Source organism: Enterobacter sp. UNJFSC 003 (assembly GCF_036903355.1).
Lineage (GTDB): Bacteria > Pseudomonadota > Gammaproteobacteria > Enterobacterales > Enterobacteriaceae > Enterobacter.
This window is the reverse complement of the sequence record NZ_JBAKHK010000003.1, coordinates 102,488-129,328: the sequence shown is the minus strand read 5'-3', so window position 1 is coordinate 129,328 and position 26,841 is coordinate 102,488. Positions and strand designations below refer to the sequence as shown.

Annotated in this window: 23 protein-coding genes and 1 pseudogene; 17 read left to right on the top strand and 7 right to left on the bottom strand. The window is 53.0% G+C overall.

Going from position 1 to position 26,841, the window contains the following annotated elements:
* The first annotated feature begins 7 nt into the window (after window positions 1–7).
* On the top strand, window positions 8–3,103 hold the full coding sequence (locus V5P19_RS10750) for an efflux RND transporter permease subunit (protein ID WP_334403022.1): 3,096 nt from the start codon (window positions 8–10) through the stop codon (window positions 3,101–3,103).
* Here the strand turns inward: V5P19_RS10750 and V5P19_RS10745 are convergent.
* Entirely contained in the window at window positions 3,093–4,214 is a 1,122-nt protein-coding gene (locus tag V5P19_RS10745; protein WP_334403019.1) for a YbdK family carboxylate-amine ligase, read from the bottom strand. The genes V5P19_RS10750 and V5P19_RS10745 overlap by 11 nt on opposite strands.
* Window positions 4,215–4,321: 107 nt before the next feature.
* On the opposite strand from V5P19_RS10745, the gene V5P19_RS10740 reads away from it, so the two are divergent.
* The gene (locus V5P19_RS10740) at window positions 4,322–5,212 is read left to right on the top strand and encodes an oxidoreductase (protein ID WP_334403016.1); all 891 of its coding nucleotides are present in this window, start codon (window positions 4,322–4,324) and stop codon (window positions 5,210–5,212) included.
* Window positions 5,213–5,265: 53 nt separating this feature from the next.
* On the opposite strand, the gene V5P19_RS10735 is transcribed toward V5P19_RS10740, so the two are convergent.
* The 3 genes from V5P19_RS10735 to V5P19_RS10725 form a co-directional block, all read right to left on the bottom strand.
* A complete protein-coding gene (locus V5P19_RS10735; protein WP_334403014.1) occupies window positions 5,266–5,700 on the bottom strand; it encodes a hypothetical protein in 435 nt (144 codons plus the stop codon).
* Entirely contained in the window at window positions 5,697–6,167 is a 471-nt protein-coding gene (locus V5P19_RS10730) for a tlde1 domain-containing protein (RefSeq protein WP_334403012.1), read from the bottom strand. Before V5P19_RS10730 ends, V5P19_RS10735 begins: the two co-directional genes overlap by 4 nt.
* Window positions 6,168–6,623: 456 nt before the next feature.
* A complete protein-coding gene (locus V5P19_RS10725) occupies window positions 6,624–7,418 on the bottom strand; it encodes a helix-turn-helix transcriptional regulator (RefSeq protein ID WP_334403011.1) in 795 nt (264 codons plus the stop codon).
* Window positions 7,419–7,494: 76 nt separating this feature from the next.
* On the opposite strand from V5P19_RS10725, the gene V5P19_RS10720 reads away from it, so the two are divergent.
* The 14 genes and pseudogenes from V5P19_RS10720 (at window position 7,495) to cspA (ending at window position 22,933) form a co-directional block, all read left to right on the top strand.
* Complete coding sequence (locus tag V5P19_RS10720) at window positions 7,495–9,450, top strand: FUSC family protein (protein WP_334403009.1); 1,956 nt, start codon at window positions 7,495–7,497, stop codon at window positions 9,448–9,450.
* Window positions 9,440–9,655: a DUF1656 domain-containing protein gene (locus V5P19_RS10715; RefSeq protein ID WP_334403007.1), complete on the top strand. Its 216-nt coding sequence runs from the start codon at window positions 9,440–9,442 to the stop codon at window positions 9,653–9,655. Before V5P19_RS10720 ends, V5P19_RS10715 begins: the two co-directional genes overlap by 11 nt.
* A complete protein-coding gene (locus tag V5P19_RS10710; protein WP_334403005.1) occupies window positions 9,652–10,515 on the top strand; it encodes an HlyD family secretion protein in 864 nt (287 codons plus the stop codon). Before V5P19_RS10715 ends, V5P19_RS10710 begins: the two co-directional genes overlap by 4 nt.
* Before the next feature lie 72 nt (window positions 10,516–10,587).
* Window positions 10,588–11,025, top strand: coding sequence for a DcrB-related protein (locus V5P19_RS10705; protein ID WP_134348528.1), 438 nt, complete (start codon window positions 10,588–10,590; stop codon window positions 11,023–11,025).
* Between the two features lie 17 nt (window positions 11,026–11,042).
* Complete coding sequence (locus tag V5P19_RS10700; RefSeq protein WP_334403001.1) at window positions 11,043–15,254, top strand: RHS repeat-associated core domain-containing protein; 4,212 nt, start codon at window positions 11,043–11,045, stop codon at window positions 15,252–15,254.
* Window positions 15,251–15,682: an SMI1/KNR4 family protein gene (locus V5P19_RS10695; protein WP_334402999.1), complete on the top strand. Its 432-nt coding sequence runs from the start codon at window positions 15,251–15,253 to the stop codon at window positions 15,680–15,682. The genes V5P19_RS10700 and V5P19_RS10695 overlap by 4 nt, the downstream gene beginning before the upstream one ends.
* A 447-nt stretch (window positions 15,683–16,129) precedes the next feature.
* On the top strand, window positions 16,130–16,636 hold the full coding sequence (locus V5P19_RS10690) for a hypothetical protein (RefSeq protein ID WP_334402996.1): 507 nt from the start codon (window positions 16,130–16,132) through the stop codon (window positions 16,634–16,636).
* A gap of 187 nt (window positions 16,637–16,823) precedes the next feature.
* Window positions 16,824–17,390, top strand: a complete 567-nt coding sequence (locus V5P19_RS10685; RefSeq protein WP_334402994.1) for a hypothetical protein — start codon at window positions 16,824–16,826, stop codon at window positions 17,388–17,390.
* Window positions 17,391–17,548: 158 nt separating this feature from the next.
* Entirely contained in the window at window positions 17,549–17,821 is a 273-nt protein-coding gene (locus V5P19_RS10680; protein WP_334402992.1) for a hypothetical protein, read from the top strand.
* A gap of 452 nt (window positions 17,822–18,273) precedes the next feature.
* Entirely contained in the window at window positions 18,274–18,606 is a 333-nt protein-coding gene (locus V5P19_RS10675) for an SMI1/KNR4 family protein (protein ID WP_334402989.1), read from the top strand.
* Window positions 18,607–19,081: 475 nt separating this feature from the next.
* A pseudogene (locus tag V5P19_RS10670) lies at window positions 19,082–19,417 on the top strand (hypothetical protein); the annotation flags it as partial.
* Window positions 19,418–19,843: 426 nt separating this feature from the next.
* Window positions 19,844–20,338: a molybdopterin-dependent oxidoreductase gene (locus V5P19_RS10665; RefSeq protein ID WP_334402986.1), complete on the top strand. Its 495-nt coding sequence runs from the start codon at window positions 19,844–19,846 to the stop codon at window positions 20,336–20,338.
* A 17-nt stretch (window positions 20,339–20,355) separates the two neighbouring features.
* The gene (locus V5P19_RS10660) at window positions 20,356–22,284 is read left to right on the top strand and encodes an EAL domain-containing protein (RefSeq protein WP_334402984.1); all 1,929 of its coding nucleotides are present in this window, start codon (window positions 20,356–20,358) and stop codon (window positions 22,282–22,284) included.
* Between the two features lie 436 nt (window positions 22,285–22,720).
* Complete coding sequence (gene cspA, locus V5P19_RS10655) at window positions 22,721–22,933, top strand: RNA chaperone/antiterminator CspA (protein ID WP_334402981.1); 213 nt, start codon at window positions 22,721–22,723, stop codon at window positions 22,931–22,933.
* A gap of 163 nt (window positions 22,934–23,096) precedes the next feature.
* Here the strand turns inward: cspA and V5P19_RS10650 are convergent, their stop codons facing one another.
* Together V5P19_RS10650 and V5P19_RS10645 are read right to left on the bottom strand one after the other, a co-directional pair.
* Window positions 23,097–23,714: a hypothetical protein gene (locus tag V5P19_RS10650; RefSeq protein WP_334402979.1), complete on the bottom strand. Its 618-nt coding sequence runs from the start codon at window positions 23,712–23,714 to the stop codon at window positions 23,097–23,099.
* Window positions 23,715–23,823: 109 nt separating this feature from the next.
* Entirely contained in the window at window positions 23,824–24,708 is an 885-nt protein-coding gene (locus V5P19_RS10645; RefSeq protein ID WP_334402977.1) for a LysR family transcriptional regulator, read from the bottom strand.
* A 122-nt stretch (window positions 24,709–24,830) separates the two neighbouring features.
* On the opposite strand from V5P19_RS10645, the gene V5P19_RS10640 reads away from it, so the two are divergent.
* Window positions 24,831–26,357 (top strand): MFS transporter, encoded by a 1,527-nt coding sequence (locus V5P19_RS10640; RefSeq protein WP_334403498.1) that lies wholly within the window; start codon window positions 24,831–24,833, stop codon window positions 26,355–26,357.
* Here V5P19_RS10640 and V5P19_RS10635 read toward each other — a convergent pair.
* Window positions 26,344–26,799: a hypothetical protein gene (locus tag V5P19_RS10635; RefSeq protein ID WP_334402974.1), complete on the bottom strand. Its 456-nt coding sequence runs from the start codon at window positions 26,797–26,799 to the stop codon at window positions 26,344–26,346. The genes V5P19_RS10640 and V5P19_RS10635 overlap by 14 nt on opposite strands.
* Between the last annotated feature and the right edge of the window lie 42 nt (window positions 26,800–26,841).

Here is a 26,841-nt window from a genome sequence, read left to right as displayed (position 1 = left end):
AGCCATCATGCTGACGTTTTTCATCAAACGCCCGCGCTTTGCGATGGTGATTGCGCTGGTCATCACCCTGCTCGGGGCCATCGCGCTGAAGATTATCCCGGTGGAGCAGTACCCGCAGATTACCCCACCGGTGGTCAACGTCAGCGCGTCATGGCCGGGCGCCAGCTCGGCTGACGTGGCGGAGGCTATTGCTACGCCGCTGGAGACGCAGCTTAACGGCGTGGATCACATGCTGTATATGGAGTCCACCAGCTCGGACGAAGGTACCTACAGCCTGAACATTACCTTTGCCGCAGGCACGGATCCCGATCTGGCCGCCATCGACGTACAAAACCGCGTCGCGCAGGCCGTGGCGCAACTTCCCGCCGAGGCACAGCAAAACGGCGTGCAGGTTCGTAAGCGCGCCACCAACCTGATGATGGGGGTAAGTCTTTACTCACCGAACAGCACCCACACGCCGCTGTTTGTGAGCAATTACGCCAGCACGCAGGTGCTTGAGTCGTTGTCCCGCCTGCCCGGCGTCGGGCAGGTGCAGATATTTGGCGCACGCGACTACAGCATGCGCATCTGGCTGCGACCGGATCGCATGAACGCCCTGAATGTGACTACCGACGATGTCGCGCAGGCGCTGCGCGAGCAGAACGTACAGGGGGCGGCGGGCCAGGTGGGAACGCCGCCGGTATTTAACGGCCAGCAGCAGACCCTAACCATCAACGGGCTGGGGCGCCTGAACCGGGCCGAGGACTTTGCCGACATCATTATCCGTGCTGGCGAGATGGGGCAGCTGGTGCGCCTGAAGGACGTGGCGACTATCGAACTGGGCTCGCGCAGCTACAGCTCCGGCGCGCAGCTGAACGGGCACAGCTCCGCCTATCTCGGCATCTACCCTACGCCGTCTGCCAACGCCCTGCGCGTGGCCGATGCGGTGCGCGCGGAGCTGGAACGACTCTCGACGCGCTTCCCGGACGATCTGGTCTACGAGGTGAAGTTCGATACCACCTCCTTTGTTGCCGCCACCATCAAGGAGATCGGCGTCTCGCTGGCGCTGACCATGCTGGCGGTGGTTGTGGTCGTTTCCCTGTTCCTGCAAAGCTGGCGCGCCACGCTGATTGTGGCGCTCGCCATTCCGGTGTCGCTCGTGGGCACCTTTGCGGTGCTGTATACGCTGGGTTACTCCGCCAACACGCTCAGCCTGTTCGCCATCATCCTGGCGCTGACGATGGTGGTGGATGACGCTATCGTGGTGGTGGAAAGCGTTGAAACGCTGATGGCAGAAGGGCAGAGCCGTACGGCGGCTACCGCGCTGGCGCTGCGCCAGATTGCCGGCCCGGTGATTGCCACCACCCTGGTGCTGCTGGCGGTGTTTGTGCCGGTGGCGCTTCTGCCGGGCATCGTCGGCGAGCTGTATCGCCAGTTTGCGGTCACGCTTTCCACCGCGGTCACGCTCTCAAGCCTGGTGGCGCTGACGCTAACCCCAGCGCTCTGTGCGATGCTGCTGCGTCCACGTCCGGCGCGCCCTGCAGCAGTTTGCCGCGCCTTTAACCGGGGCCTGGATGCCACGCGAAATATCTATGGCCGCATCGTGAGTGCGTTAAACCTGCGTCCTTGGCTGGCGCTGCTGGCCACCGCCGGTGCGGCCGCCGTCGTCGTGTTCAGCTTTATGTCGATGCCGAAAGGCTTCCTGCCGCAGGAAGATCAGGGCTACTTCTTCGCCAGCGTCCAGCTGCCGGAAGCGGCGTCGCTGGAGCGTACCGAAGCGGTGATGGCCACCGCGCGGGCGTTGATTGCCAAAAATCCGGCGGTAGAGGATGTGATCCAGGTGTCCGGGTTTAACATTCTCAACGGCACCAGCGCATCGAATGGTGGGTTTATCTCCATCATGCTGAAGGACTGGAGCGAGCGGCCGCCGCTGGATGAGATCATGGGCACGCTGCAGCGCCAGCTGCTGGCGCTGCCCGAAGCGACCATCATGACCTTTGCACCGCCCACGCTGCCGGGGCTGGGGAATGCCTCCGGTTTCGACCTGCGTATTCAGGCTCAGGCGGGGCAAAGCCCGGCAGAGCTAGAGCGCGTCACGCGCGAGGTGCTGGCGAAGGCCAACCAGCATCCGCAGCTGAGCCGCGTGTTCACCACCTGGAGCAGCAATGTGCCCCAACTGACGCTGACCGTTGACCGCGAGCGCGCCGCCCGTCTCGACGTGCCGGTCTCGCGGATCTTCAGCAGCCTGCAAACCGCCTTTGGCGGCACGCGCGCCGGGGATTTCAGTATCAACAACCGCGTCTACCACGTGGTGATGCAAAACGAGATGCAGTGGCGCGAGCGTGCCGAGCAGATTGGCGAGCTGTTCGTGCGCAGCAATAACGGCGAGCGGGTGCGCCTGAGCAACCTTGTCTCCATCACGCCGACCGTTGGTGCACCGTTCCTGCAGCAGTACAACCAGTTCCCGTCCGTGTCGGTAAGCGGATCCGCGGCGGAAGGGGTGAGCAGCAGTACGGCGATGGCGGTAATGGGCCAGATTCTGGCGGAGAACCTGCCTGCGGGATACGACTACGCCTGGAGCGGTATGTCGTACCAGGAGCAGCAGACGGGGAATCAGGCCATCTGGATCGTGCTGGCGGCGGTGGTCATGGCGTGGCTGTTCCTCGTTGCCCAGTACGAAAGCTGGACGCTGCCAGCGAGCGTGATGCTCTCTGTGCTGTTCGCCATCGGCGGGGCGCTGGTGTGGCTATGGATAGCGGGGTACGCCAACGACGTGTACGTGCAGATTGGTCTGGTCTTGCTGATCGCGCTGGCGGCCAAGAACGCCATCCTGATCGTTGAGTTTGCCCGCGCGCGTCGTATAGACGGCATGTCGATCGTGGATGCCGCTCGCGAAGGGGCATCGCGTCGCTTCCGTGCGGTAATGATGACCGCCGTGTCGTTCATTATCGGCGTGTTGCCAATGATGCTGGCAACCGGTGCCGGTGCCCAGAGCCGTCGCATCATCGGGACCACGGTGTTCAGCGGTATGCTGGTAGCCACCGTGGTCGGCATTCTATTTATCCCGGCGCTATTCGTCCTGTTCCAGCGCCTGCGCGAGTGGGGGCATCGTCTTACGGACTAGTTGCCCACAGCTCACAATGCCTTTGCACTAAGGAGATGAGCGAGCCACCGTCTGCGATAACGTCTCGCATGCGCTGCGCCTCGCTCTTCCCCTGTTTCAACATCAGGCCAATTTCATGGACCGCGCTCGCGGCGCCGAGCTTATCGGCCGACGGCGCAACCTGCTCCAGCAGCCACGCAATGTCTTCCGCCACGGTTTTGTGTTCCCCGGTATGCACGTCCGTCAGAATGCCCTCTAACCCGTAGCGACAGGCCTGAAAACGGTTAAAGCGATACAACAAGAAATCCTGTTCCTGATGCTTATAGGGTCTTGTCGTCAGCAGCCAGTGCGATGTCGCCTGGATCAGCCCGGCGATATTAATGGCGTGGGCGAGCGTCAGCGGCGTATCCATCACCCGCACCTCTACGGTGCCAAAATGCGGGCTGGGGCGAATGTCCCAGTGCAAATCTTTAATGCTCTCGATCATGCTGGTCGAGCTCAGGCGGCGAAACAGCCCCTCAAATTCCTGCCAGCTATTCACCCACGGCATTTGGCCGTTGTCCGGGAACCCGGAGAAAATATTGAGCCGCGATGAGGCAAACTTTGTGTCCGTGCCCTGCATATACGGCGATGCCGCTGCCAGGGCAATAAAGTGCGGCACAAAGCGTGACAGCCCGTGGAGCAGGTAGATGGCATCATCCCCGTTTCGACAGCCGACATGCACATGCTGGCCGAACACCGTCGCCTGCAAAATCAGATAGCCAAAGCGTTCCAGCGTCACGTTATAGCGCTCGTCGTCACACACTTCCTGACGCTGCCACTTCTGGAACGGATGCGTACCGCCGCCGCAGATCTGAATATGCTGCTCCGCCGCCGCGCGCAGAATACTCTGCTGCATCACCGAGAACTGCGCTGCCGCCTGGTCGATGGTCTGACACACGCCGGTGGCGATTTCCAGCATGCTCTCGGTGATGTCGTGCTTCACTTCCCCGCCTTTGACGTCATCTTTAACGGCGGCGATGAGGGAGGAGGAGTCCTGGCTCAGATCGTAGCCCGGCGGGTTGACCACCTGCAGCTCAAGCTCAATGCCAAGGGTGAAGGGCTCAGAGGAATGGAAGTCGGGTAAAGGCATAGCGCACTCCGTTGTCGTTGATTCAGTGAGTATAGACAACGGGGTGTGGCGCTCTTTTCTCGTGGTGGTATAACTGTTAGCAGGCTTAGCAAAACGCGGAGTTAACCATGTCTGACTATCCAACCCTTGCGCTGATAGGACCTGGCGCAATCGGTACAACCGTTGCGGCGGTGCTGCATGAAGCAGGCCGCACGCCGCTGCTGTGCGGACGCACCGCACACCCGGAATTACGTTTGCGTCACGATGAGGGCGAGATTGTGGTGCCCGGTCCGGTATTAACCGATCCCGCGGCCATTAACTCTGCGTTCGATCTGGTGTTTATTGCGGTGAAAACCACGCAGAATGCCGACAGCGCCGGGTGGCTGCGCGCGCTGTGCGATGAGCATACGGTGGTCTGCGCGCTGCAAAATGGCGTCGAGCAAAAAGCCCAGCTTGAACCTTGGGTGAATGGCGCAACGGTGTTGCCTTCGGTGGTCTGGTTTCCGGCACAGCGCGAGCCGGATGCGTCCGTCTGGCTGCGCGCTAAACCGCGCCTGACGCTGCCGGATGTTCCGCAGGCGCAGCGAGTGGTGGATGCGCTGCGCGGCACGCGCTGTGCGGTTGAGCTGTCGGGAGATTTCTCTACTGTGGCCTGGCGCAAGCTGCTGCAAAACGCGGTTGCCGGCCTGATGGTGCTGGCAAATCGCCGCGCCGGGATGTTCTCCCGGGAGGATATCAGCGCGCTGGCGCTGGCGTATCTGCACGAGGGGCTTGCCGTGGCCCGCGCCGAGGGCGCGGCGCTGAACGATGACGTAGCCCAGGACATTCTGGCGAACTTCCAGCGTGCGCCTGCCGATTTAGGCACATCCATCCTTGCCGACCGTCAGGCCGATCGCCCGATGGAGTGGGATATCCGCAATGGCGTGATCCAGCGCTACGGCCGCAAACACGGTATTGCGGTACCCATCAGCGACGTGGTGGTACCGCTGCTGGCGGCGGGGAGCGAAGGGCCGGGGTGAGATACGGTCTGGAACAAGTGAAAGACCCGGCCGTTGTGCGCCGGGTTATCCTCTTACTTAGCCCGACGGGCTTTCTCTGCTTTTAGCTCTTCCATTGTTGCCTCCAGGATCCAGAGGCAATGAGCACCGTCTATGCTTTCCAGTAGCGCCTGGCGTGTGAGTTGATAGAACGCGTCGATTTCTGCGGGTGATTTTTCTAAAGGCGGGGTGCAGACGATATCACTGCCTACCATGTGCGGCCATTTTCCGGCGTCAATGGTGCGGAGCGCTTTCAGCGTGGCGTTCGTGTTTGTTGTGAGCGCTGCGGCCAGGGCATCCTCTAGCCGCTGCGCCTGGTTTCCATTAGCCACGGCAGCCAGCGCTGGGGCTTGCTCAATCCAGTGTTCATCACCTGAGGCGATTCCCTTAAGTGCTGAAGACCAGTCAGTAACGCCAGCTATTGCCGGGGCCATAAAAGCAGATAGCAGCAGTACGATCGGGTATTTCATCGTACAACCTCAAGCTTGCCGCCGTCGCGAAGAATCTTACGCCTTGTTGACGGTGAGAGAATGATGCATCCCTCGGATGCAAAACCGGCGGGACCATACTTGTGGTCACCATGAATGCGAAATTCTGAGCGTCCAAAACTTTCTCCCGAGGTTTGCTCAAGAATAATGGTTATCGGCCCTTTAGAATTCGAATGACCCGCAATTTTATACGTACCGCGAGGCAGTGGCCTCAGTCCCTTCAGATGCTGACGGTCCGGGTTGTTTTTATTTGTAAGAGCACCGGAATATCCGGTCTCAATTAATTTACCGTCTTTATACATCTTGCCGTTATGCTTATCGGTTGGTTGCGCGACGCCGTGATTCAGTCCGATTATCTCGATACTTCCTTCACGACCATATATATCGACAGAGCCTTTGATATCGGCACCGCCGTCATCTTTAAGCCATAAATAAGCGGGAATAGCCATTTGTATAAACTCCATTTAAGGAAATTCTGAAAAATCCTTTTGGTTTAGTGGGTTATGTAACTATGGCAACGCTAGCGCTTACAAGATGACCAGTCAATTTTTGTACGGTATGGATATAAGACGATCTGCGGTTTCGTTGATGAAAATTAAGAAATGATGGGATCTTACGGTTTGGAACTGGATAAAGGGTTAATGATTAATATCGTTGTTTAACTTAAAATTTAATTAAGTGAATAATGATTGTAAGTGTAATAAATAGTTGATCTGTTATTAGGGTTACATCGATTTGACGATTTATGTATTGAGCAATAGTTCCTGATAGCTCGTCAGAATACCCGCCAGCCAGTAGGGACAGGTCTGAAAACGGTTTAAGCGGGAGAGCAGAAATACTTTTCCTGGTGTTTAAATGGCCACAATAAGCGCGGAGGAATCCTGGCTCAGATCGTACCCGCCAGGTTAACGACCGCTGCTTTTCCGTTCGGCAAAATAGTGCGCGGGCGTGCTGCCCATCGCTTTTCGGAACATGGTGATAAAGGCGTTCACGGATTCGTATCCGAGCGTTGTCGCCACGTTCTGAACCGGAACGCCGCTTGCCAGCTCCTGCAGGGCGATGATCAAATGTAGCTGCTGACGCCAGCGCCCAAAGCTCAGCCCGGTCTCGCGCTGCATCAGGCGGGCAAACGAGCGTTCGCTGAGGGCCAGCCGTTTCGCCCACTCCTTCAGGGTGCTTCTGTCCTCCGGGCGGCTGACCAGCGCGTCGGCCATGGCGCGAATTTTCGGGTCGGATGAGACCGGCAGGCTCAGCTTCTGCTGCGGCATGCTGGCGAGCTCATCCAGCGTGACCCGGGTCAGCCTGGCGACGTGGCTGTCGGGGGGATAATCAACCCCTTCATGCGTCAAACGATCGACCAGCTCCTTAATCAATGGCGAGATCGCTAACGTGCAACACTTCTCCGGCAGCGCCGCCGCACCGGGCTCAATAAACAGGTAGTTCAGGTGTGCGTTCCAGGTTGCTTTCGCGCTGTGCGGGATCCCACCCGGGATCCAGACGGCGCAGTCCGGCGGCACGATCCAGATATCATTCTCTGCATAACAGCTGACCGCGCCATAGCGGGCAATAATCAGCTGCCCCTTGCGGTGGGTATGTACCGGCACTTCCGCGGCGTAATCCACGAAGTCCAGATGACGCGCCACGGCAGGAGAGGCGCTAGAGTCAGGGTCGTACAGCGTATGAGCAAGTTGGGGCTTCACGATTCTGGCAGCTTTTAGGTATTTTTTGACAGAATAGAGTATTTAAGCGGGTCTGCAAGCCGGTAATAATCCCGGCATGAAAAACATTTTCTCTCATCCCGCGCTGCGAAACGACGCGGGGGCGCTGATCTACGCCGCAAAGAGTTTTGCCGCGGCGATGCTCGCGTATTACATCGCGCTGTCGATCGGCCTCGAACGTCCCTCATGGGCGATTATTACGGTTTATATCGTGTCTCAGACGTCGGTGGGGGCATCGCTGAGCCGAAGCTTCTATCGTCTGGCCGGTACGGTTGTGGGGGCCAGCGCGACCGTTCTGATTGTGCCCAACTTCGCGAATACGCCAATCCTGTGCAGCGCGGTGCTGACGGGCTGGATCGCGGTCTGCCTGTGGCTCTCCCTGCTTGAACGCACGCCCCGGGCCTATGCCTTCGTGCTGGCGGGCTATACCGCGAGCCTGATTGGCTTTCCGGCGGTGTCCGATCCCGGCGGCATCTTCAACGTCGCCATTGTCCGCGTGCAGGAGATCGCGATTGGGATTTTCTGCGCGGCGCTGATTCACCGCTACGTGTTACCGGCGCGGATTTCAGGCATCTTCAACGACAAGCTATCGCAAACGCTGCACGCTGCGCGGGCGCGGATGGCCGACACCCTGGCGGGCAAGCCAGCGGCGATTTCCGAACCTCTGCATCTGGCGCTGGCGCTGCAGTTCCTGCAGGGCATCAGCCACCATATTCCGTATGATTTTGCCCTTTCCGTTCCGGTTCGGCACGCCAGAAAGGCGATCCACGACCGGCTGGCGCGGCTCGTCATCGTCAACTGTGAGTTACGCGATCGCTTGCCGATGACGGCGACCCTGCCCGCAGAACTGCAGGCGCTGCGGGACGATGTCCGGGGCTGGCTGTGCGGCGAGGGCGCGCACCGGAGCAGCACGGCTTACGCGTTACGCCAGCGCGGGGAACACCTCGCTGAGCGATTCGCTGCGCGTGCGCAGACGCTTGAAGAGGCGCAGCGAGCCAGCTTTATCCGCTATCTCACGGAGGCTATTACCCTCCTGCAGCAGTGCGAGAGACTTTCAGACGCTATCCACCCAACCACGTTCGCATCCGGCCTGAGGGCAGGCCGCATCGTCAAAGGTTACGTTTTCCACCGCGATCCCCTGAGCGCAGCGCGCACGGCGCTGGGCGCGTTCGTCATCATCCTGAGCGGCTGTGTGATTTGGATTTACTCGGCATGGCCCGACGGCGGTACGGCGGTTTCCATTCTTGGCGTCTGCTGCACGCTGTTCGGCAGCTTCGACACCCCGGCCCCGCACGTCGTGAAATACATTATTGGCTCGTTCTGGGGCGTAGTGATAAGCCTGGTGTACAGCTTTGCGCTGCTCCCGATGGTGAGCGATTTTCCCGTGCTCGTTGCGGTGCTTGCGCCGGCGTATCTGCTGGCCGGGTCGCTTCAGGCGCGCCCGCAGACCACCTTTATGGCGATGGGGATCACCCTGACGCTGCCCGTGCTGTGCGAACTGGGCGCTCGCTACAGCGGAGACTTCGCCACAGCCGTCAACACCGCTATCGCCTTATTTGCCGCCACGGTTTTCGCCGTCATCGGCATGCGTCTTTTGCAAACCGTGCAGGCGGACGGAGCCATCCATCGTCTGCTGAACCTGTGCCAGCGCGACATTCGCCGCAGCGTGAAGGGGAAAGTGCAGGGCGATGAAACGCACTGGACCAATCTGATGATCGACAGGGTTGCCCTGCTCTTACCGCGCCTGCAGCGCGGCGGGGCGTCATCAGCGCTGGCGCTCAACCGGCTGTTGCACGCGCTGCGTATTGGCCTCTGCGTGAGGCACCTGCGCCGCGCTGATACGCCGCCGGACATCGAGGCGGTGCTGAATCAGCTGATTCACTCGACGGACGTCGACGCCTTGCGCGAGCGCATCGCCAGCCTCATTGACCACCGTCTACCTGCGACAGATCCGCTTGTCGGCAGACTGGTGGATCTGCACTGCGCCTTGCGGGAGCCAGACGATGGTAAATGATCTCAATAACGGGGGCGTATTTATCCCCGGGCTGCTCGTGACCGCGCTTGTGGCGCTGGTCTGCACGCTGTGCTTGATACCGCTTTTCTCACTCAGCAGGCTTTACCGCCGTTTACCGTTTCGCCCGCTGATGGACGTTTCGATCTGGATTGTTACCTTTTTCCTGCTGATGCAGGGCACCACCGCGCTGGGGTTATTGATATGAAATCGCTACTTTCTCTGTTAGGCCGTTATGCCCTCACGCTGAGCGCCGTCGCGGCGGCAATGCTTCTGGCGTTTATGATGTGGAAACACTATGCCCAGACTCCCTGGACCCGCGACGGCAGGGTGCGGGCGGACGTGGTGCAAATCGCGCCGGACGTCTCCGGGCCGGTGATCGACGTGGCCGTTCGGGATAATCAGTGGGTGAACCGGGGAGATGTGCTCTACGCGATCGATCCGCACTGGCTCAGGCTGGCGGTGGCCAGCGCGCAGGCTGACGTGGAGTCGAAACGCCATGAGATGCTGATGCGCCAGGATGCGGCCCACCGACGCACGCTGATTAAAAACGCCATCTCCAGCGAAGATCTGCAGCAAACCGGCAGCGCGGCGAACGTCGCGGCGGCCAATTATCACGGTGCACTGGCCGCGCTGGCGCTGGCCGAGCTTAATCTGGCGCACGCCACCGTTCGCTCGCCGGTCTCGGGGTACGTCACGCATCTGCGGCTTCGCCCCGGAGACTATGCGACGGCGGGGGAGACAAAGGTCGCCATCGTTGATGCCCAAAGCTTCTGGGTGGTGGGGTACTTTGAGGAGACCAAGCTGCGCCATATTCGCGTTGGGGATCGCGCGCGGGTCTCGCTGATGGGCTTCGGGCCTGAGATTGCCGGGCATGTGGAGAGCATCGGGCACGGGATCGGGGACAGCAACGATGAGACGGGCGGGCTGGGTCTGCCCGACGTCGAGCCCACCTTCAGCTGGGTGCGGCTGGCGCAGCGCGTGCCGGTGCGCATTCATATCGACACGTTACCTAAGGGGGTTGAACTGGTGGCGGGGCTGTCGGCAAGCGTGACGGTGCGGCATTAATCTGGGGATAGTCAGCCTTAAACACATATGCGAAACTTACCGCTTCTGAAAATATGTGGTGGGACCCGCTCAATGTCAGAATCCTCTTCGCAGTGCCTGTTCAATGAAGGACTGATCAACTTTCCTGAGGGATATCAGGATCGTACCGTCAACGTTTTCGCGCCGCCCGCTGCGGACGCGCCAGCGTTCAACATCTCTCGCGACGCCCTCAATCCCGGCGAAGCGCTTGCCGCGTATATCGATCGCCAGCTCGCCCTGATGGAAAAACACATCAAGGGCTGGAAGCAGGGTGAGCGCAGTGCCGCTACGCTGGGCGACAGCCTTTTACAGGGTGAAACTGTCCATGCCAGCTACCTGCGCGACGGGAAACGCATCTGGCAGCAGCAGGCCGTGTTTAACGTCGATGGCAATAAAATTCTGGTATTCACCATGACCTGCACCCGCGCGCTGGGCGATGCCGACGGCGCGCTGTTTGGCGAACTTCTCAGGAGCTTCCGCTTCCACCATTAACTTCAGGGACCGTTGTTATGTTTGAAGCAGCACGCGTTGGTGATGATATCGGCCACTCCGGTGCGCTGGCCGGGATGATTGCCGGAACGATTGTCGGTGGCCTGATTGCCGCCGCCGGGGGCATTCTGGCAGGGGCCATGTTTATTGCGGGCCTTGGCGCATCCTGCCTTGGCGTGGGCGTCCTGCTCGTCGGCGCCAGCCTGGCCGTGGGATATTACACGGGGGAGCTGGCGACCGCCGCCCGGGACAGCATCGCGGACGCCGGGGCATCCAGCATGACGAAGAAAGGCGTCATCACCTCCGGCTCGCCCAATGTGTTTATCAACGGCAAACCTGCCGCCATAGCCACGGACAGCGCGGTGAAGTGCTCTGACGACGGCTCGCAGCAGATGGCCGAAGGCTCTAAGCGCGTCTCCATTAACAGCCAGCCTGCGTCTCGCATCGGGGATCGCACCACCTGCGACGCAAAGGTGATGACCGGTTCGGACAACGTCATTATCGGCGGCGACCCGCAGCAAACCCTGCCCATTCAGTCTGAAGTCCCCGAGTGGCTCTACAAAGTCTCCGATCTGACCCTGCTGTTCGCCGGGCTTATCGGCGGGTGGGGCGGTGCCGCTGGCAAAGTTGGAGCGCTCTCTAAGCTGCTGGGCAAAATCCCCGGCATCAACAAGCTGGCCCGTATCGCCTGTCGCGCCGGCACGCTGATGACCGGCGTGGCGGCAGCGGGGATCATCGCCCGCCCGGTGGATATCGTCAGCGGACAGAAGTTTCTCAGCGGGGATGATGAGCTGGACTTCGTCCTGCCTTCCCGTCTTCCGGTGCGCTGGCAGCGCTACTGGCGCAGCGGCAACCCCGGCGACAGCGTGCTGGGCCGCGGCTGGAGCCTGTTCTGGGAAAGCCGCCTGGAGCCGTATCAGGACGGCCTGGTATGGCGCGCGCCGTCTGGCGATTACGTCGCCTTCCCGAAGGTCCCGAAAGGGCTGCGCACCTACTGCGAAAGCGAAAAAAACTGGCTTGAACATCACCAGGACGACAGCTGGTCGGTGTATGACGTCAGCGGCGAGCGCTGGCACTATGCGCCGCTTAAGGATGATGCGCCGTCGCTGCTCCAGCGCATCTCTGAACCGTGCGGCAACGATATCCTCTTCGAGTGGAATGCGGATAATACCCTGCATGCCCTGACCGACAGTGCGGGCCAGCGCGTGGTCTGCCGCTACGACCGTGACAGGCTCGTCGGCGCCTGGCTGGATGACGAGATCTGCCTGGTCAGTTACGCTTATGATGAACAGCGCCAGCTGGTCTCCGTGACCGGCCGGGGCGGTAGCGTGCGCCGACGCTTCTGCTGGCAGGACGGGCTGATGAGCGCCCACGAGGACGCCAACGGCCTGCTGAGCGAATACCGCTGGCGGGAGATTGACGGCCTGCCTCGCGTGGTCGGTTTCCGCCACAGCGGCGGCGAACAGCTGACGTTCGAATACGATTTTGATAACGGCCTCCGCCGCGCGACCCGCGAAGACGGCGCGCAGGCGCACTGGCTGGTGGATGACGACGACAACGTCGCGCGCTTCACAGATTACGACGGTCGCCAGACGACGTTTGTTTACCGCGACGGCGAGCTCTGCGACGTCATCCTGCCCGGTGGCGCAATGCGCCGCAGCACGTGGGACAAATACGGCCGCATGACCAGCGAGACGGACCCGGCGGGCCGCCGCACGGAGTATCACTGGCATCGCCTGACCGACCGCATCACCCGGACGGTGTACCCGGACGGCACCTCAGCGCAGGCCATGTACGACCTTCGCGGTCGCCTGCTGTCGGAAACAGATCCGGCCGGTAGCACCACCGCGTATCACTATCCCGATGATGAAGAAAACCTGCCGGAGAGCATTACCGACGCCATTGGCGGCGTGGTGCATCTGGTCTGGAACCACCAGGGGCTGCTGACGCAGCGCACCGACTGCTCCGGCAGCGTCACCCGCTTCACCTACGACCGCTTCGGGCAACTGATTGCCAGCGAAGATGCAGAAGGGAATATCACGCGCCGGGAGTGGAGCCGTGCCGGACTGCTGAGCGCCGTGATCCACCCGGACGGCAGCCGCGAGTCGCTGGTGTGGAACGAACGCGGTCAGCTCACCGGCTGGCGCGACCCGCTGGAAAGCGAGGTGAGCTGGGCCTACAACGCGCTCGGCCTCCCGGCCAGCCTTACCGACCGTATTGGCCGCGTGCGCCAGTGGCGCTACGACCCGCGTGGTAACCTGCTGCGACTCGATAACGGCAACGGGGCGGAATACCGCTTCACGTACGACGCCGTGGGGCGCCCGCTCAGCGAAACGCGCCCGGACGAGACCGTGCGCCATATGGAATGGGACGCGCGAGGGTTCCTCTGCGCGCTCGAAGAAAACGGCCGGCCTGCCGCCGACGGCGGTATCGCCCGTCGCGTCCAGCAGTTCAGCTATGACGACAGCGGGCTGCTGATCGGGCGCACTCAGCGCCACGCGGAGTACCGCTACTTCCGCGACCTGAGCGGCCAGATTACCCGCATCCGCCGCACGCCAACCGCCGAAGGCGTTGCCCTGGGTATCGAAAGCGATGAGATCGCTTACCGCCACGATGCCGCCGGGCGCGTGCTGAGCGAGTCCGGCATTAACGGCGCGGTGGGCTACGAATGGGATGCCCTGAGCAACCTGACCGGCCTGACGCTGCCCGGCGAGCAAAAGCTGGCCTGGCTGCACTACGGCTCCGGCCACGTCAGCGCCATCCGCTTCGGGCAGCAGATGGTGACCGAGTTCACCCGCGACCGCCTGCACCGCGAGGTGCGCCGCACCCAGGGCGCGCGCGAGCAGCTCCGCCAGTATGACAGCCTCGGCAGACGCACCCTGCAGCGCAGCGAACTGAGCACGGACGTGACCCTGCCGGAACAGGCGATACTGGAACGCCTCTATCGCTACACCGCGCGCGGCGAGCTTTCCGGCGTCAGTGACACCCTGCGCGGAGAGGTGGACTACGGCTACGATGCCGAAGGGCGTCTGCTGAAGCACTACGAGGCCCGCCAGGGGCACAGCCGCGCGCAGTTCAGCTACGACGCCGCGGATAACCTCGCCGCCAGTGACGATCCGGCACCGGTCACGGATAACCGCCTGCAGCACTGGCAGGCGCTGTTTATGAAATACGACCACTGGGGCAACCTGGTCAGCCGCCGCAACGGGCTGTATGAGCAGCATTACGCGTATGACGCCGAGAACCGTCTGGTATCCGCCCGGGGAACCGGGCCGGAAGGGCGGTTTGAGGCGCGCTATCGCTACGACGCGCTGGGCCGCCGCACGCGCAAAATCGTCACCACGACGCACGGCACCACCAACACCCGCTTCCTGTGGCAGGGCTACCGCCTGCTGCAGGAGCAGCAGGAGAGAGGGCTGTGCAGCACCTATGTATACGACCCGAATGAAGCCTGGAGCCCGCTGGCGCGGGTGGATCACCTTCGTGACCAGAAGAGCGGTGAGATTTACTGGTTCAACACCGACCTGAACGGCGCCCCGCTTGAGGTGACCGACGAGCGCGGCGCGGTGCGCTGGAGCGGCCAGTACGGCAGCTTTGGCGAGGTGCGCCACCAGAGCGAAGGGTTCTCACGGCTTGTGAATCGCACGGCGATGACACACCAGCCGCTTCGCTATGCCGGGCAGTATGCTGACGGTGAAACGGGGCTGCACTATAACCTGTTCCGCTACTACGACCCGCAGGTCGGGCGGTTTATTGTGCAGGATCCGATTGGGTTGAACGGCGGGTGGAACCTTTATCAGTATGCGCCGAATCCGTTGGGGTGGATTGATCCGCTGGGTCTTGCTGCTTGTAATTCTTCTGGGCAAAACAGGAAGTTTTGGAAAAATGAACCAATAGAATTTAACGGAAATAAAGTTTATCAGCGGGATGATTTATTTGATCCTGAATTGATGACAACTTGGCGTGAAAAAGGAAAAGTTTTCAGGGGAACGAACGTAGAGCGAATGGCTACAGGCCGTGCACCTGTTGGATATGATGGAAATGCAGTTAATTTACATCATATGTTACAAACTCAAGATGGCCCAATTGCGGAGATGAGTCAAACATTCCATAAAACTAACCATGGAATAATACACATAAATCCAAACACAATCCCATCTGGTATAGATAGATCTGTATTTGATACTTGGCGTAAACAATATTGGACAAACAGAGCGAGTGATTTCCTATGAACAGAGAAGAATTGGTAGAACTTTTTGATAAACATTCTGATTTAATCAACATGGGAACATCTGAAGATTCTCCAGGAAATGACTGGATCGATGCTGCCGAAAAAGCATTATCAGTGACTTTTCCTGCTAGCTATAAGTGGTTTTTAAACAATTATGGTGGCGGAGATATCTGTGGTGAGGAAATATATAGTATTTACTGCCTGCCTTTTGATGAGGCGGTAGGTGGAGATATAGTATATCAAAATACTATAGCAAATGATAATTTAAAAAAAAGAAGAGTTGTTGTATCGAATACGGATTTTGGCGAAGAGTTCTTTTTTGATGCAAATGAAATGGAAAAAATATATGTATCATTAGGGGAGAATGTTCAACCTTACGCTGATGATTTTATTGAGTATCTCAAGAAACGATTGCTTGCATACATTTAATAACTGTATTTTTCCATTCTAACTAAAACGCCGGGAAGTACTTTTTAATTTCCGGCTTGTTTTACCTATTAAGTTTAATATAACTGCTAAAACCCGTAGGTTGGGCGGTTTATTGTGCAGGATCTGATAAGACTAACCAATCTTGGTACTATGAAAAATACGCCAACGTTTTTCCCGGACCCTTATAGCGCTGGAATGCATGAAGAACTACATAGAGCTATTCAAAATGATATTGGGAAAATTCAGGGGCCGTGGCAGAGGGGGCCGCGGATGATATATTCAATGCGTATAACCATAATTTAAATTGCGTTTCACATATAAGAGGCGATTTAAAGATTCCTTCGGCGGGTGAAAACTTAGCCAGAAATGTCACCCCTCAAGAAGCACATTCAAAACTGCTGGAGTGGTTCAATAATAAACAAACAGGTAAGGCATCAGGAGGTAGATGTGGTTAAAACAATTGACATTGATGTGGATTTTAACGGGATAATAATTTTCGATTATCCAGGAATACTGGCCCCATTTGGTGGGAAGATAGAGGATGGAGATAACATTCTCCAGGAATTCACCACCACAGACAAAGGGGATCTTGTTCTTAATGAAGGTATTGCCTTACCTATTATGGGCCTTGATGATGGTGGCTATGTTGTTAGGCTCTTTTTAAATGAACTCCCCGACAATGAAGACAGAGAGGTTATATTCACGGATAAATATTTCTATCTTAATGTAACGGGTGATTTATATGTTGCCGATATGGCAGTATTTTGGGAGTGGGACGATTATACTGGTTGGATTAATGCTGATGTTCCTAAAGGAATATATAAAGTGAGCCTTGAAGGTGTTCATTTATTAAAGGGGGAAGAGACTGTCTATTGCTATAATTTAATTTTTGAAAAAACGAATCAACTTGGTATAAGAGATGTTGAACCACGCTCAGACTCCAGGCTTTATTAAATCCATTAGCCGGCAAAGAATATAAACCTTTCCGGCTTTTATTAATTTATTTTTCAATCATACCTAAAGAGACGTACATTGTAGTTAATCATAAATGTGACTTAAAGATGCTAAGAATTTGTTCGCTGAAATGGTTATGGAAATTAGGAAAGAGAAAATGTAATTTTTATGAGGGCGAGATTAAGAAATGATTAAATGTAATCTAATCTCTAAAATAAGTATCATTTCTGATGGTAATGTCATTGGGCGGATTGGTGGAAATATCCCTGAATTCTTTTTAGATAAACTAGATATTGTTCGGGGTTATAAGTTTTATTTGACAGTTCAGAATCCTGATGATGGACATGAGTATATTTCGATACTTACTCCAGAAGAATATGATGATATAATTGATAACAATATCTATCCTAATTGTTCAGTAAAATTTTTTACGCATACTTTTTCTAATGAAAGCAATAATGATGCATTTACGATAAAACACATTAACAAAGCAGTTATTGTTGGGTATGATAATGTTGAAAGTGAAGAGTTTGATTTTATCACTAAAACCGAAGAAGCAAGGTTAATACAACCTGAAGATTATTATTTTGATGCTTTGCAAAAAGATGGTTATGAATTTTTCATGCAGATAGATGAAGGTTATTATCCAGATGCATTGCTTGATGGTGATTACATCTTTGGTTACGGTGCTTTGTATTTGTATAAAAACATATCTGGCGGGAATATCATAGCTGGTTTTTGGCAGTACTCGTAAAGATAAGTGATTAATAAAATCCGGATTAATATTAATTATTTCCGGCTTATAAAATGCAGATGATGTTTTTTATTCAGAATGCATTTTCTTTCTTAATTTTTTAATTGCTTTTATGGAATTTTTTCTAATTTAATTAGTTATTACTGAGGGCTATATTTATGGATGCGTCTGATACTATTGTGAATGAGATTGAAAAAGCATTAAAACAACTTATTGTCATTTGCAATAAATACTCGCTGTCAGGGAGTTTGAGCACCGTCAATGATCTGGACAATGCCTTCCCGTCCAACTTACCTCGTTCGACAGAAGTGGAATTTTTATATAAAAATTATAATCCTGAAAAGTTAAAAATTGAAACAGGCTTCACGCCAATTAAAATTCACTCTGTCAGTGAGCTCTCGAAGGCTAAAATGGTTATGAGTGCTTACTAAAAAATTACCTTGTTATTGGTGATGATTTAGGTGGAGGTAAACCTATAATTGCGGTTGTCGATGAAGGGAATACCCATATTTATGCAAGTTATGATGTAATTGAACCATTTAAAATAGCTGGCAGTCTCTCTGGATCTATATTTTCATTAGCTGAGCTTATTGATTTGGTATATGGTCAATACGATATCTTTGATATAGCGGATGATAATGACGAAGTGAAAGGTGACTTTATTGATGAGTTGCGGAAAAGAATTGCGCCTCTTATCGGTAATGAAGGTTTTAATGCATTCTATGATTATTTTTATGGCTAGGATACATGTTTTTTATTTAGATAAATGAATGGAATATGCCGGAAACCATTAAGTTCCGGCTTTAATTACTACCATCGATTTTTCCATAACAGAGGTGGAGTATCTAAGATCACTAAGTCATGACCTTAGCAAGGAGAGCTTATGCCTATTTCATACGGAAAACCTGCAAATAAAGATGAAATTAAAGTTTTAGGGGGAAAATTAAAAGTCAGTTTACCTGAAGATTGTAAAGAATTCCTCAGGTTGAAAAATGGCTTTGCTGTAAAATATCCGGATTTTTGTGAGTTGGAGTACGAAGGTGTCGATGAAGGGTTTATCGCTTTTTATGCCCTTTTTGGAATAAACATGAAAAATCCAAGCCACGACATTTTTCGTCAAAATGAAAATTTTTTAAATGAACTTGATTTTGCTGAAAGTTTATCTTTCATCCAGATGAAGACAGTGAATTTGGGTTCATGTTCTCGACCGATTTAGATCAGGAACATGGGGTTGGCATCAAATTTAAATGGCTTGAAGTGAAGAAAGTTGGTAGTGGCGAAACAGCTTTTTTATAAGATTTAATTATGTCTATCCGATCGGGTAGACTCCTTCCTGTGGCAGTGTTACCGCCTGCTGCAGGAGAAGTAGGAGAGCGGACTGTGTAGCGCCCATAGGTAGTGAAAAGTTTGATACCTCCATTGATAGCTTTTATGACTGATTTATTTTACTATAATTTGTGATTTGTATGGGGAGTTTTAACAGGTGGCCCATTGACGGGTAGAACGGAATTATTATCAAATTTAAGAGGCGGGAAGGAAAAAAATTAATAGCAGCGAAATGGTTATTTAATAAAACAACTATTTATTATTTAATCGGATATCATCGTTCCAAATAGCATAAGTGATAGTGAATTAAAGAAGAGGGCGATATGAAGTTGCAACGACTAATGTGAGACGGCTGCGAACCTTACATTGATAAGTTAGATGACAGTCTTATCTATTCATTACCTGTTGAATCGGGATTTGTCAGCTTTCATTTTGAGTTTGATATTCGTCAGACCGATCTTGACGTCCTGCTGTCCGATCAATATCAACGAGCCATCCTGTAAGTGACCGCACATACTTTGCTCCAGCGTTCAACATTGGAGGGGAATACGCGGTTTACTCAGAACGATTTCGATAACCTTGTAGCAACTACCCTTCCTGCAACGCCAGAGACTCTAAAAGCATTCATTTCCCAAGTTAATCGGGAGCACAATATTTCGATTGATTATTATGTGGATGACATAATGAACCGACGCATCCTCAAAGGCTACGTTTGCCCCATTCTGACAGGCTCGACGTTCAGTGGAACTGATGACATCGTAACGACGTAGCAAGCGTTGGCTCATGAGCCAGCGTTTACGTAAGCTCTCCGTGAAGACGTCGACTAATCTTCGGCTTCTTAACCGCCACTACAAACCAAAATAACCTTTAGGTTAGTGCGTGATTTGTTTGCGTTGCTTCAACAGGCGGCTTGTTTTTTGAACATACCAAAGTTTTTTTTGCATGCTTCAAATAACAGCATCGCTTTTACGTAAACGACATTAAAAAACACCGCACCTAACTTATTGATTTTTAATGATTAATAATTCTGTTGAATTACAGGTAACAATAATAGTCGGGCAGCATATATAAATAGCCCAATATCTAAATTATAATTCTTTAACATCCGGTAGCCTGGTGAGGTCAGAATGCGATTAATTGTCATGTTGTTAAGCTTGGTAGTCTCCACACAGGTCTGGGCGGGAGAATTTCCCAAACCTGTTGGTAAAATCCTTTTAACGATGTCCGGTAATATAGAAAATACAAATGAAGACGGTAAAGCCGTTTTTGATATCGCCAGCCTGGAGAAACTGGGCGTGGTAAGTTTCCAGACGACCTCACCCTGGTATAATGGACGCACGACATTTACGGGCGTACCCATGCAAAAACTGATGGATTATGTTGGCGCGAAAGGGACTATCGTTAAGGTCACCGCGCTCAATGACTACACCACCATTATCCCCCTTAGTGATTTCAAAAAATACAATGTTATCCTGGCGTTGAAAATTAACGGGCAATATATGCGCATCCGCGATAAAGGACCGTCATTCATCGTGTATCCTTATGATAGCCTGCCTGAACTGAATACTCAGATTTATTATGCAAGATCGGCATGGCAGGTCAGCAAAATGAGCATTGAGTAGGCGTTCAGAGGAACATCATGAACAGAATACTGGCTGGCATCATATTTTCCCTTTTTATCGCTACCGGGTATATATCTTTCCTGGTGCATGAAAGGCAGCAAGAGTTACAGAAACTCACGCATTACACTGATTCTTGGTCTGCTGCACAGCTGGTATCAGAATATTACCGACTCGAATCATGGCTTGGTCTTTACACTATCGATGACACGATGGCGCTTGATGATGTCCGTCTGCGTCTCGACATTATGCTCAGCCAGAGCGATTTAATGCATGAAGGTGATTTAGGGCATTACATAGAAAGCAATAAAATTCATCACGATTTATCTGTAGAGCTTGAAAAGACGCTTACCTATCTTGATGTTCATCTTGAGAGCATGAACCGTTCACAAATCAAATCATATTTGAAAATAATGCATCGGCTTGATGCGCCACTGGGGCGTCTTTCCTCCGGCGCATTAAATAAAGATGTTAACTCGATTAATCATGCTAACCTAAATATTCAAACTCTGTATTATATCTATTCAGCCATGTCTGTGGTGCTAATAATACTGAGTGCGATACTGGGTAGTTTGATATTTGTTCAAAACAGAAACATTCTTAAAGCGCATCTTCAGGTTAAAAGTCTTGCTGAAGAGCTACAGAACTCTAAAGAGAAACTGCAAATCCAGAATGCAAAGCTGGAATATGATGTTTATCATGACTCTCTGACCGAGATGAATAATAGACACTTCTTCTGGGGAGAACTCAATAAAACCATCGAGCGGGCAGGAAAAAATAATGATTCTGTTACCGTGATGTTGTTTGACTTAGACCGATTCAAGGAAGTCAATGATACCTATGGTCATGATGCCGGTGATATGTTATTACGCCAGATCTCCCATCGCCTGATTTCGCTACATCTTACTTCACATACCCTTTATCGCTTAGGTGGGGACGAATTTGCGTTTCTCTCTAGTGGCCTGACAGAGAGTAAAGCCGTTTCTATGGCGCAAAAAATATGTGACTCCATCAATCAGCCCTACACTATTTATAACACGATAATAAATATTACTACCTGTGTGGGTATTGTTATTTCAGATACTGAACGCCGCTCCGACTATCTTTATAAATTTGCCGACCTGGCTCTTTATGAAGCCAAAAAGGAAGGCTCCGGTAAGATCAAAGTCTTCAGACAGCGAATGTTAGATAAGCTGCAGGAAAGCCGAACGCTTGAGCATGATATGGCTTTGGGATTATTGAATAAAGAGTTCGTGGTTTATTATCAGCCTATCGTCGATTCGTTCACCCGCGAAGTTTACAGCTATGAAGCCCTTATTCGTTGGATACATCCTTCAAAGGGCCTACTGTCGCCGGACAGCTTTATTTCTGTTGCTGAAAAAACAGGAATGATTAATGAGATGGGAAAATCCGTGCTTGAAATGGCCTGCCGGGAAGCGGCTTCGTGGGCGATGCCCGCTAAAATTTCCGTCAATGTCTCTCCTGTCCAGTTAAGCAGTAAAGCCTTTGCTGCAATAGTACAGGCCATTTTGAAAGAAACGGGACTTCCGGCTGACCGTCTTGAGCTGGAGGTCACGGAATCTTCTCTCTTTACTGAGAACAATACGCCGATGAACACGCTTAATAAGCTCAGAGCGCTGGGCGTAAAAATCTCTATCGATGATTTTGGAACGGGATACTCTTCTCTTTCACGCTTGAGTCGGCTTGCCTTCGATAAAATCAAAATAGATAAGTCTTTTGTGCATTCGATATCCACTCAGGAAGATGCCCTTACTATCATCAAGCTCATCACCGGTATGGCGAAATCTCTCGATATGAAGGCTGTTGCAGAAGGTGTTGAAACGGAAGAGCAGTTGAAAAGTCTTCAGGCGCTGGGCTGCGATTTCGCACAAGGATACCTGTTTGGTAAACCCGAGCCTTGTATCGATGGGAAAATCAGGTACGGGTAATTCACGAGCGTTTCTCCGTCCCGTTCTCTGTGTTTTACCGATCCCTGCGTGGGTCGTGGGCAGGATCTTCTTATGAAGAAGGGGCAGGTCTGTTTATCTGACGAGCTGTAACCCGTGGCGATTCATTGGCTTCTCCTCATGCGGGTACCCGCCTTAGCGCTGTTAGGGTATTATCATTCATTCAGCCATCCGGGCGTTTAAATGGTTAAAATAAATAATAATAATCATTGCGCAATCAATTTCTCTATGTCTTAATAGCGTCATCGGTTTGGAATACAGACCTTATGAAAGCAGTTTTAGTAAAGCAGTCCTCAGTTCAGGTGTTATCTATAGATACCCTTCTTCATGAGCCTCCTCCTAAGTGCCAAATAAGTCACTCTCTAAATACAGGCCATCATCGCCGCGCTTACGTGGCTCATAAATTAAGGAATTATCTATGTCTAATAAAATGACTGGTTTAGTAAAATGGTTCAACTCAGATAAAGGTTTTGGCTTTATCACTCCTGACGACGGCAGCAAAGATGTATTCGTACATTTCTCTGCAATCCAGAGTGACAACTACAAAACGCTTGATGAAGGTCAGAAAGTTTCCTTCACCATTGAAAATGGCGCTAAAGGTCCTGCAGCTGGAAATGTTTCTCCACTGTAACCTGAGCTAATTATCAGTGAACCTTGCGATAGCGATGAAGACAATAGTCTGAGCAGTTAAGTTAAAACTGATAAAAATAAACCCGCCACTGTGCGGGTTTTTTATTGTCTTCTGCAGCAGGCCGCACTGACTGGTGCAGCCATAAAAAATGAAGCGGGTTCATTTACCTCGTTAATTTATCTTCAGCATCTGACTTCACGTCTTGAATATTCGACTTAACAGCCTCTAAAGTCCTTTTGCGGATCCAGCCGCTGCCCGCGCGTATTGCCAGCCAGTAAGCGGACATTTTTAACGTCGTCTTTCTGTCCGGACAATAAATAAACGTTTCAGTACAAAGTTCATGTTTACCTGGCGTCAGTTCCGTTACCCTATAGCGCAGCAGCAGTTTTGCGCTACCCGGAGCGACTGCGGCCTGAAATGCATCGGCATCCGGCACGTTTTCCAGGCCGAAATCGGCTCGCCAGAATTGCCCCCTTAAGCCATAGCAGAGCTCAGAAGGGGAGCGCTTTAAAAGGGTAAAACTGTGCATTCCAAAGTTACTTGTCGCCTGGATATGCTGATGGCGCAGAAATTTTTGCGGAATTTGGCGCAAAGACATTAACCATCGAATAACCGTGTCCTGCTGGACGTCAAATTCCGCAATTAGCGGCAAAATAGCGTCAGGGCGGGTCGTGTGAACGATCGTTCGATGTTGTTCATGAAACTGGAACTGGGGCAAAAAAGTGGGGATATCCTGCCATGCAGCCAGCGCTTTGCGGGTAACGAATCCAGGGTTCAACATATCTCTTCCTTGTCATCCTTTAACATCGCCAGAGTAATGGATGCCCTGCGGCAAACAATAACCAGCATAATGTCGTACTGAAGACGGATTCACATGAACATTTACCGCCTTAAAATCCCTGTATACCGTTTTCAGACATAAAATCAATAAAGGCGCGTATTCTCGGTGAAAGATGCCTTCTGGTTGCCCACAGAGCGGAAAACTGCCCTTGCCGGACGCATGAACCCGGTAAAACCTCTCTTAACTCCCCCTTTTGCAGCGCCTCGCGGACGACAAAATCCGGGACGTAACTTATCCCCATGCCCGCAGCGCTCATGCGGATAACGGCTTCAATATTGTTGACGGCTAAAGCAGAAACAGGTGCGGAGTCGCTCATACCCTTAAGCTCCCATGGCTGAATGAGCCCGGTTGTTGGAAAGCGATAAAGAATGCACTTGTGAACGTTTAAATCTGCCGGTGACATCGGCGAGCCGTATTCCTCCAGATAGGCGTCGCTGGCACAAAGAACAAATTTGAAGCTGCCGAGCTTTTTCGCGGTGAGCCTGGAATCTGCTATGTCGCCGCTCCGTATCGCCACGTCAAACCCTTCATCAATGATGTTCACCATCCGATCGCTGAAATCCAGATCCAGTTCTATTTCAGGGTAGTGACGGGTAAAGGCAGGAAGAAGAGGAAGCAGCAAACGATATCCCATTACCGGCAGAGAAATCCTGAGTTTGCCCGAGGGGAGGGCGACATTGCGGGTCAATTCTGCTTCAGCATCCTGCAATTGCTCAAGGATTTGCTGGCAGCGTACCAGCAACACCGCGCCCTCTGCCGTCAGGCTTACGCTCCTTGTACTGCGGTTGAAAAGCCTTACGCCCAGTTTTTGTTCAAGCCTGGCAACATTTTTGCCTACGGCTGATGCGGAAATACCGAGTAGTCTTGCGGCCTGCACAAAGCTCAACGTTTCCGCTGTCCTTACAAACGAAGTGAGTGAGGTAAGACTATCCATTGATTATGAACTTTATCTCTATTCAGTCGGTATATTCAGTCTATTTATATTGCTATTGGTCCGCAATAACATGGCGGAAGTTTATTTATTCATCATCTATTTTGCGTACCAAAGGTAATCAGATGCGCTCTTTCATAACACCTTTACTTCGGCTCGTTCGACATCCGGCCGCCGCCTCAGTTTTTTTGGGGGCTTTACTGCTACCGATGAGTTTTACCGGTGGCGTGGGGACGACCCCCGCGATTGGCCATGAATTGGGCGGTTCAGCAGCCGTTTTATCATGGCTTACGAATGGATTTATGCTTACTTTCGGCAGTTTCCTGCTGTTAGCTGGCGTAATTGCAGATGCTGTAGGCAGCAAACGCATATTCATCCTCGGTTTATTTATCTTTTGTCTGAGCTGCGTGCTCATCGCATTAGCGGAGAGTTCCTCCTCAATTGGATTACTCAGGTTGCTCCAGGGCGTCGCAGCCGCGATGACGCTAGCGGGAGGAAGCGCCGCATTGGCTCAACTCTATGGGGGGGAGACGAGAACCCAAGCATTCAGCATTTTGGGGACGATGTTTGGTACCGGACTTGCATTCGGGCCTCTGGGGATTGGGTTTATTATCGATTGCTTGGGGTGGCGATGGGTGTATGTCTTGATGGCGCTGTTCTCTGGAGCGATTATGTTGGCTGGCACCCTGTCTTTACCCGTATCGAAAAAAAACGCGGATCGAAAGGTGGATTATGCTGGCTTAGCGCTGTTCACTATCGCTTTGGTTCTGTTTACGTCGGGGATGATGCTTATCCCCTCCTGGGGATTGTTATCCCTTCCGGGGCTCGTCCTGTTTTTCGCCGCCATACTGCTTTTCGCTGCATTTGCGGCGCGCTGTCGTCACGTTAAAAACCCAGTCCTGGATATCGCACTTTTACGTACTCCGCGCTTTGCTGGTGTTCTTTTACTTCCTGTGGCAACCTGCTATTGCTACGTTGTGCTGCTAATTATTATTCCGCTGCATTTTATGGGCGGAGACGGTTTGAGCGAGACCCAGAGTGCGTTTTACCTTATGGCACTGACGGCTCCGATGCTCATCTTTCCCTCGCTCGGAGCCTTACTGACCCGCTGGTTTACTCCAGGTTCTGTTTCTGCCGCTGGACTGCTTTTCTCCGCTGCAGGATTATTTATCCTTGGGCAGGCCTTACAGAGCACCATCAGTAGTTTATTGGTGTTTTCGCTGGTATTAACCGGTGCAGGCGCAGCACTGCCGTGGGGGCTGATGGACGGTATGGCGATTTCCTCGGTACCTGTCGAAAAAGCCGGTATGGCCGCAGGGGTGTTTAATACGGTTCGTGTCGCAGGGGAGGGTATTGCACTTGCGATGGTGTCAGCATTTTTAGTGGAAATGAATGCGTTCACGCTGAGAAAAACGTTCTCCGGCTATGCACCCGAGCGTATTGATAATGCCGCCGCATGGCTTGGTAACGGGAATACTGAGCAGGCTGCGGCGCTTTTACCCGGTCTTTCACATGTACTACTGAGGGAAAGCTATGACGCTGCTTATGTATGGCTATTTCGTCTCCTCGCCGCAATGACTGTCATTTTCGCCTTCGTGGTCTGGCGGATGCTAGGCCGAAACGACGCCATTACTCGCCTCAGCCTGCCGTGATATAGGGCTCTTTTACGAATTCTGCCAACAACCAGACCATATCGTGCAGCAGTCCGGTAAGATCTTTTGCCACGCTGGCAGGCAAGGTCCCGCCCATGACGGCCTGCGTGAGAGCCAGCGCATAGTCGGCCTGCAACGTTGTGTCCTGCCAGCAGTTGGGAACGCAGGATACGAGCTTCTCCCCCACAATGAGTTGTTTAACAAGACTGGGCGGGAGCGCTTCATCGCAACGTTCGCGCAGATGTTTAAGTACCAGCCACAAATGCTGGCACAGCGTGGCATGGGTGACGGCATCGTCGGTTTCAACCAGCACGCTCACATAGGCGGTACAGGCGTCGGCCAGTTCGAAGAGATTGGCCGAATCGGAAAGTGGAAGGGGGACGGGAGAGGGAATATCGCTGTCTTCGGAAAGCGGATAATAAAATTGTGGAATAGTCGCCATTTGGCATCCTTTTTATGCAAAAAACATCGCGTAATGCCAACG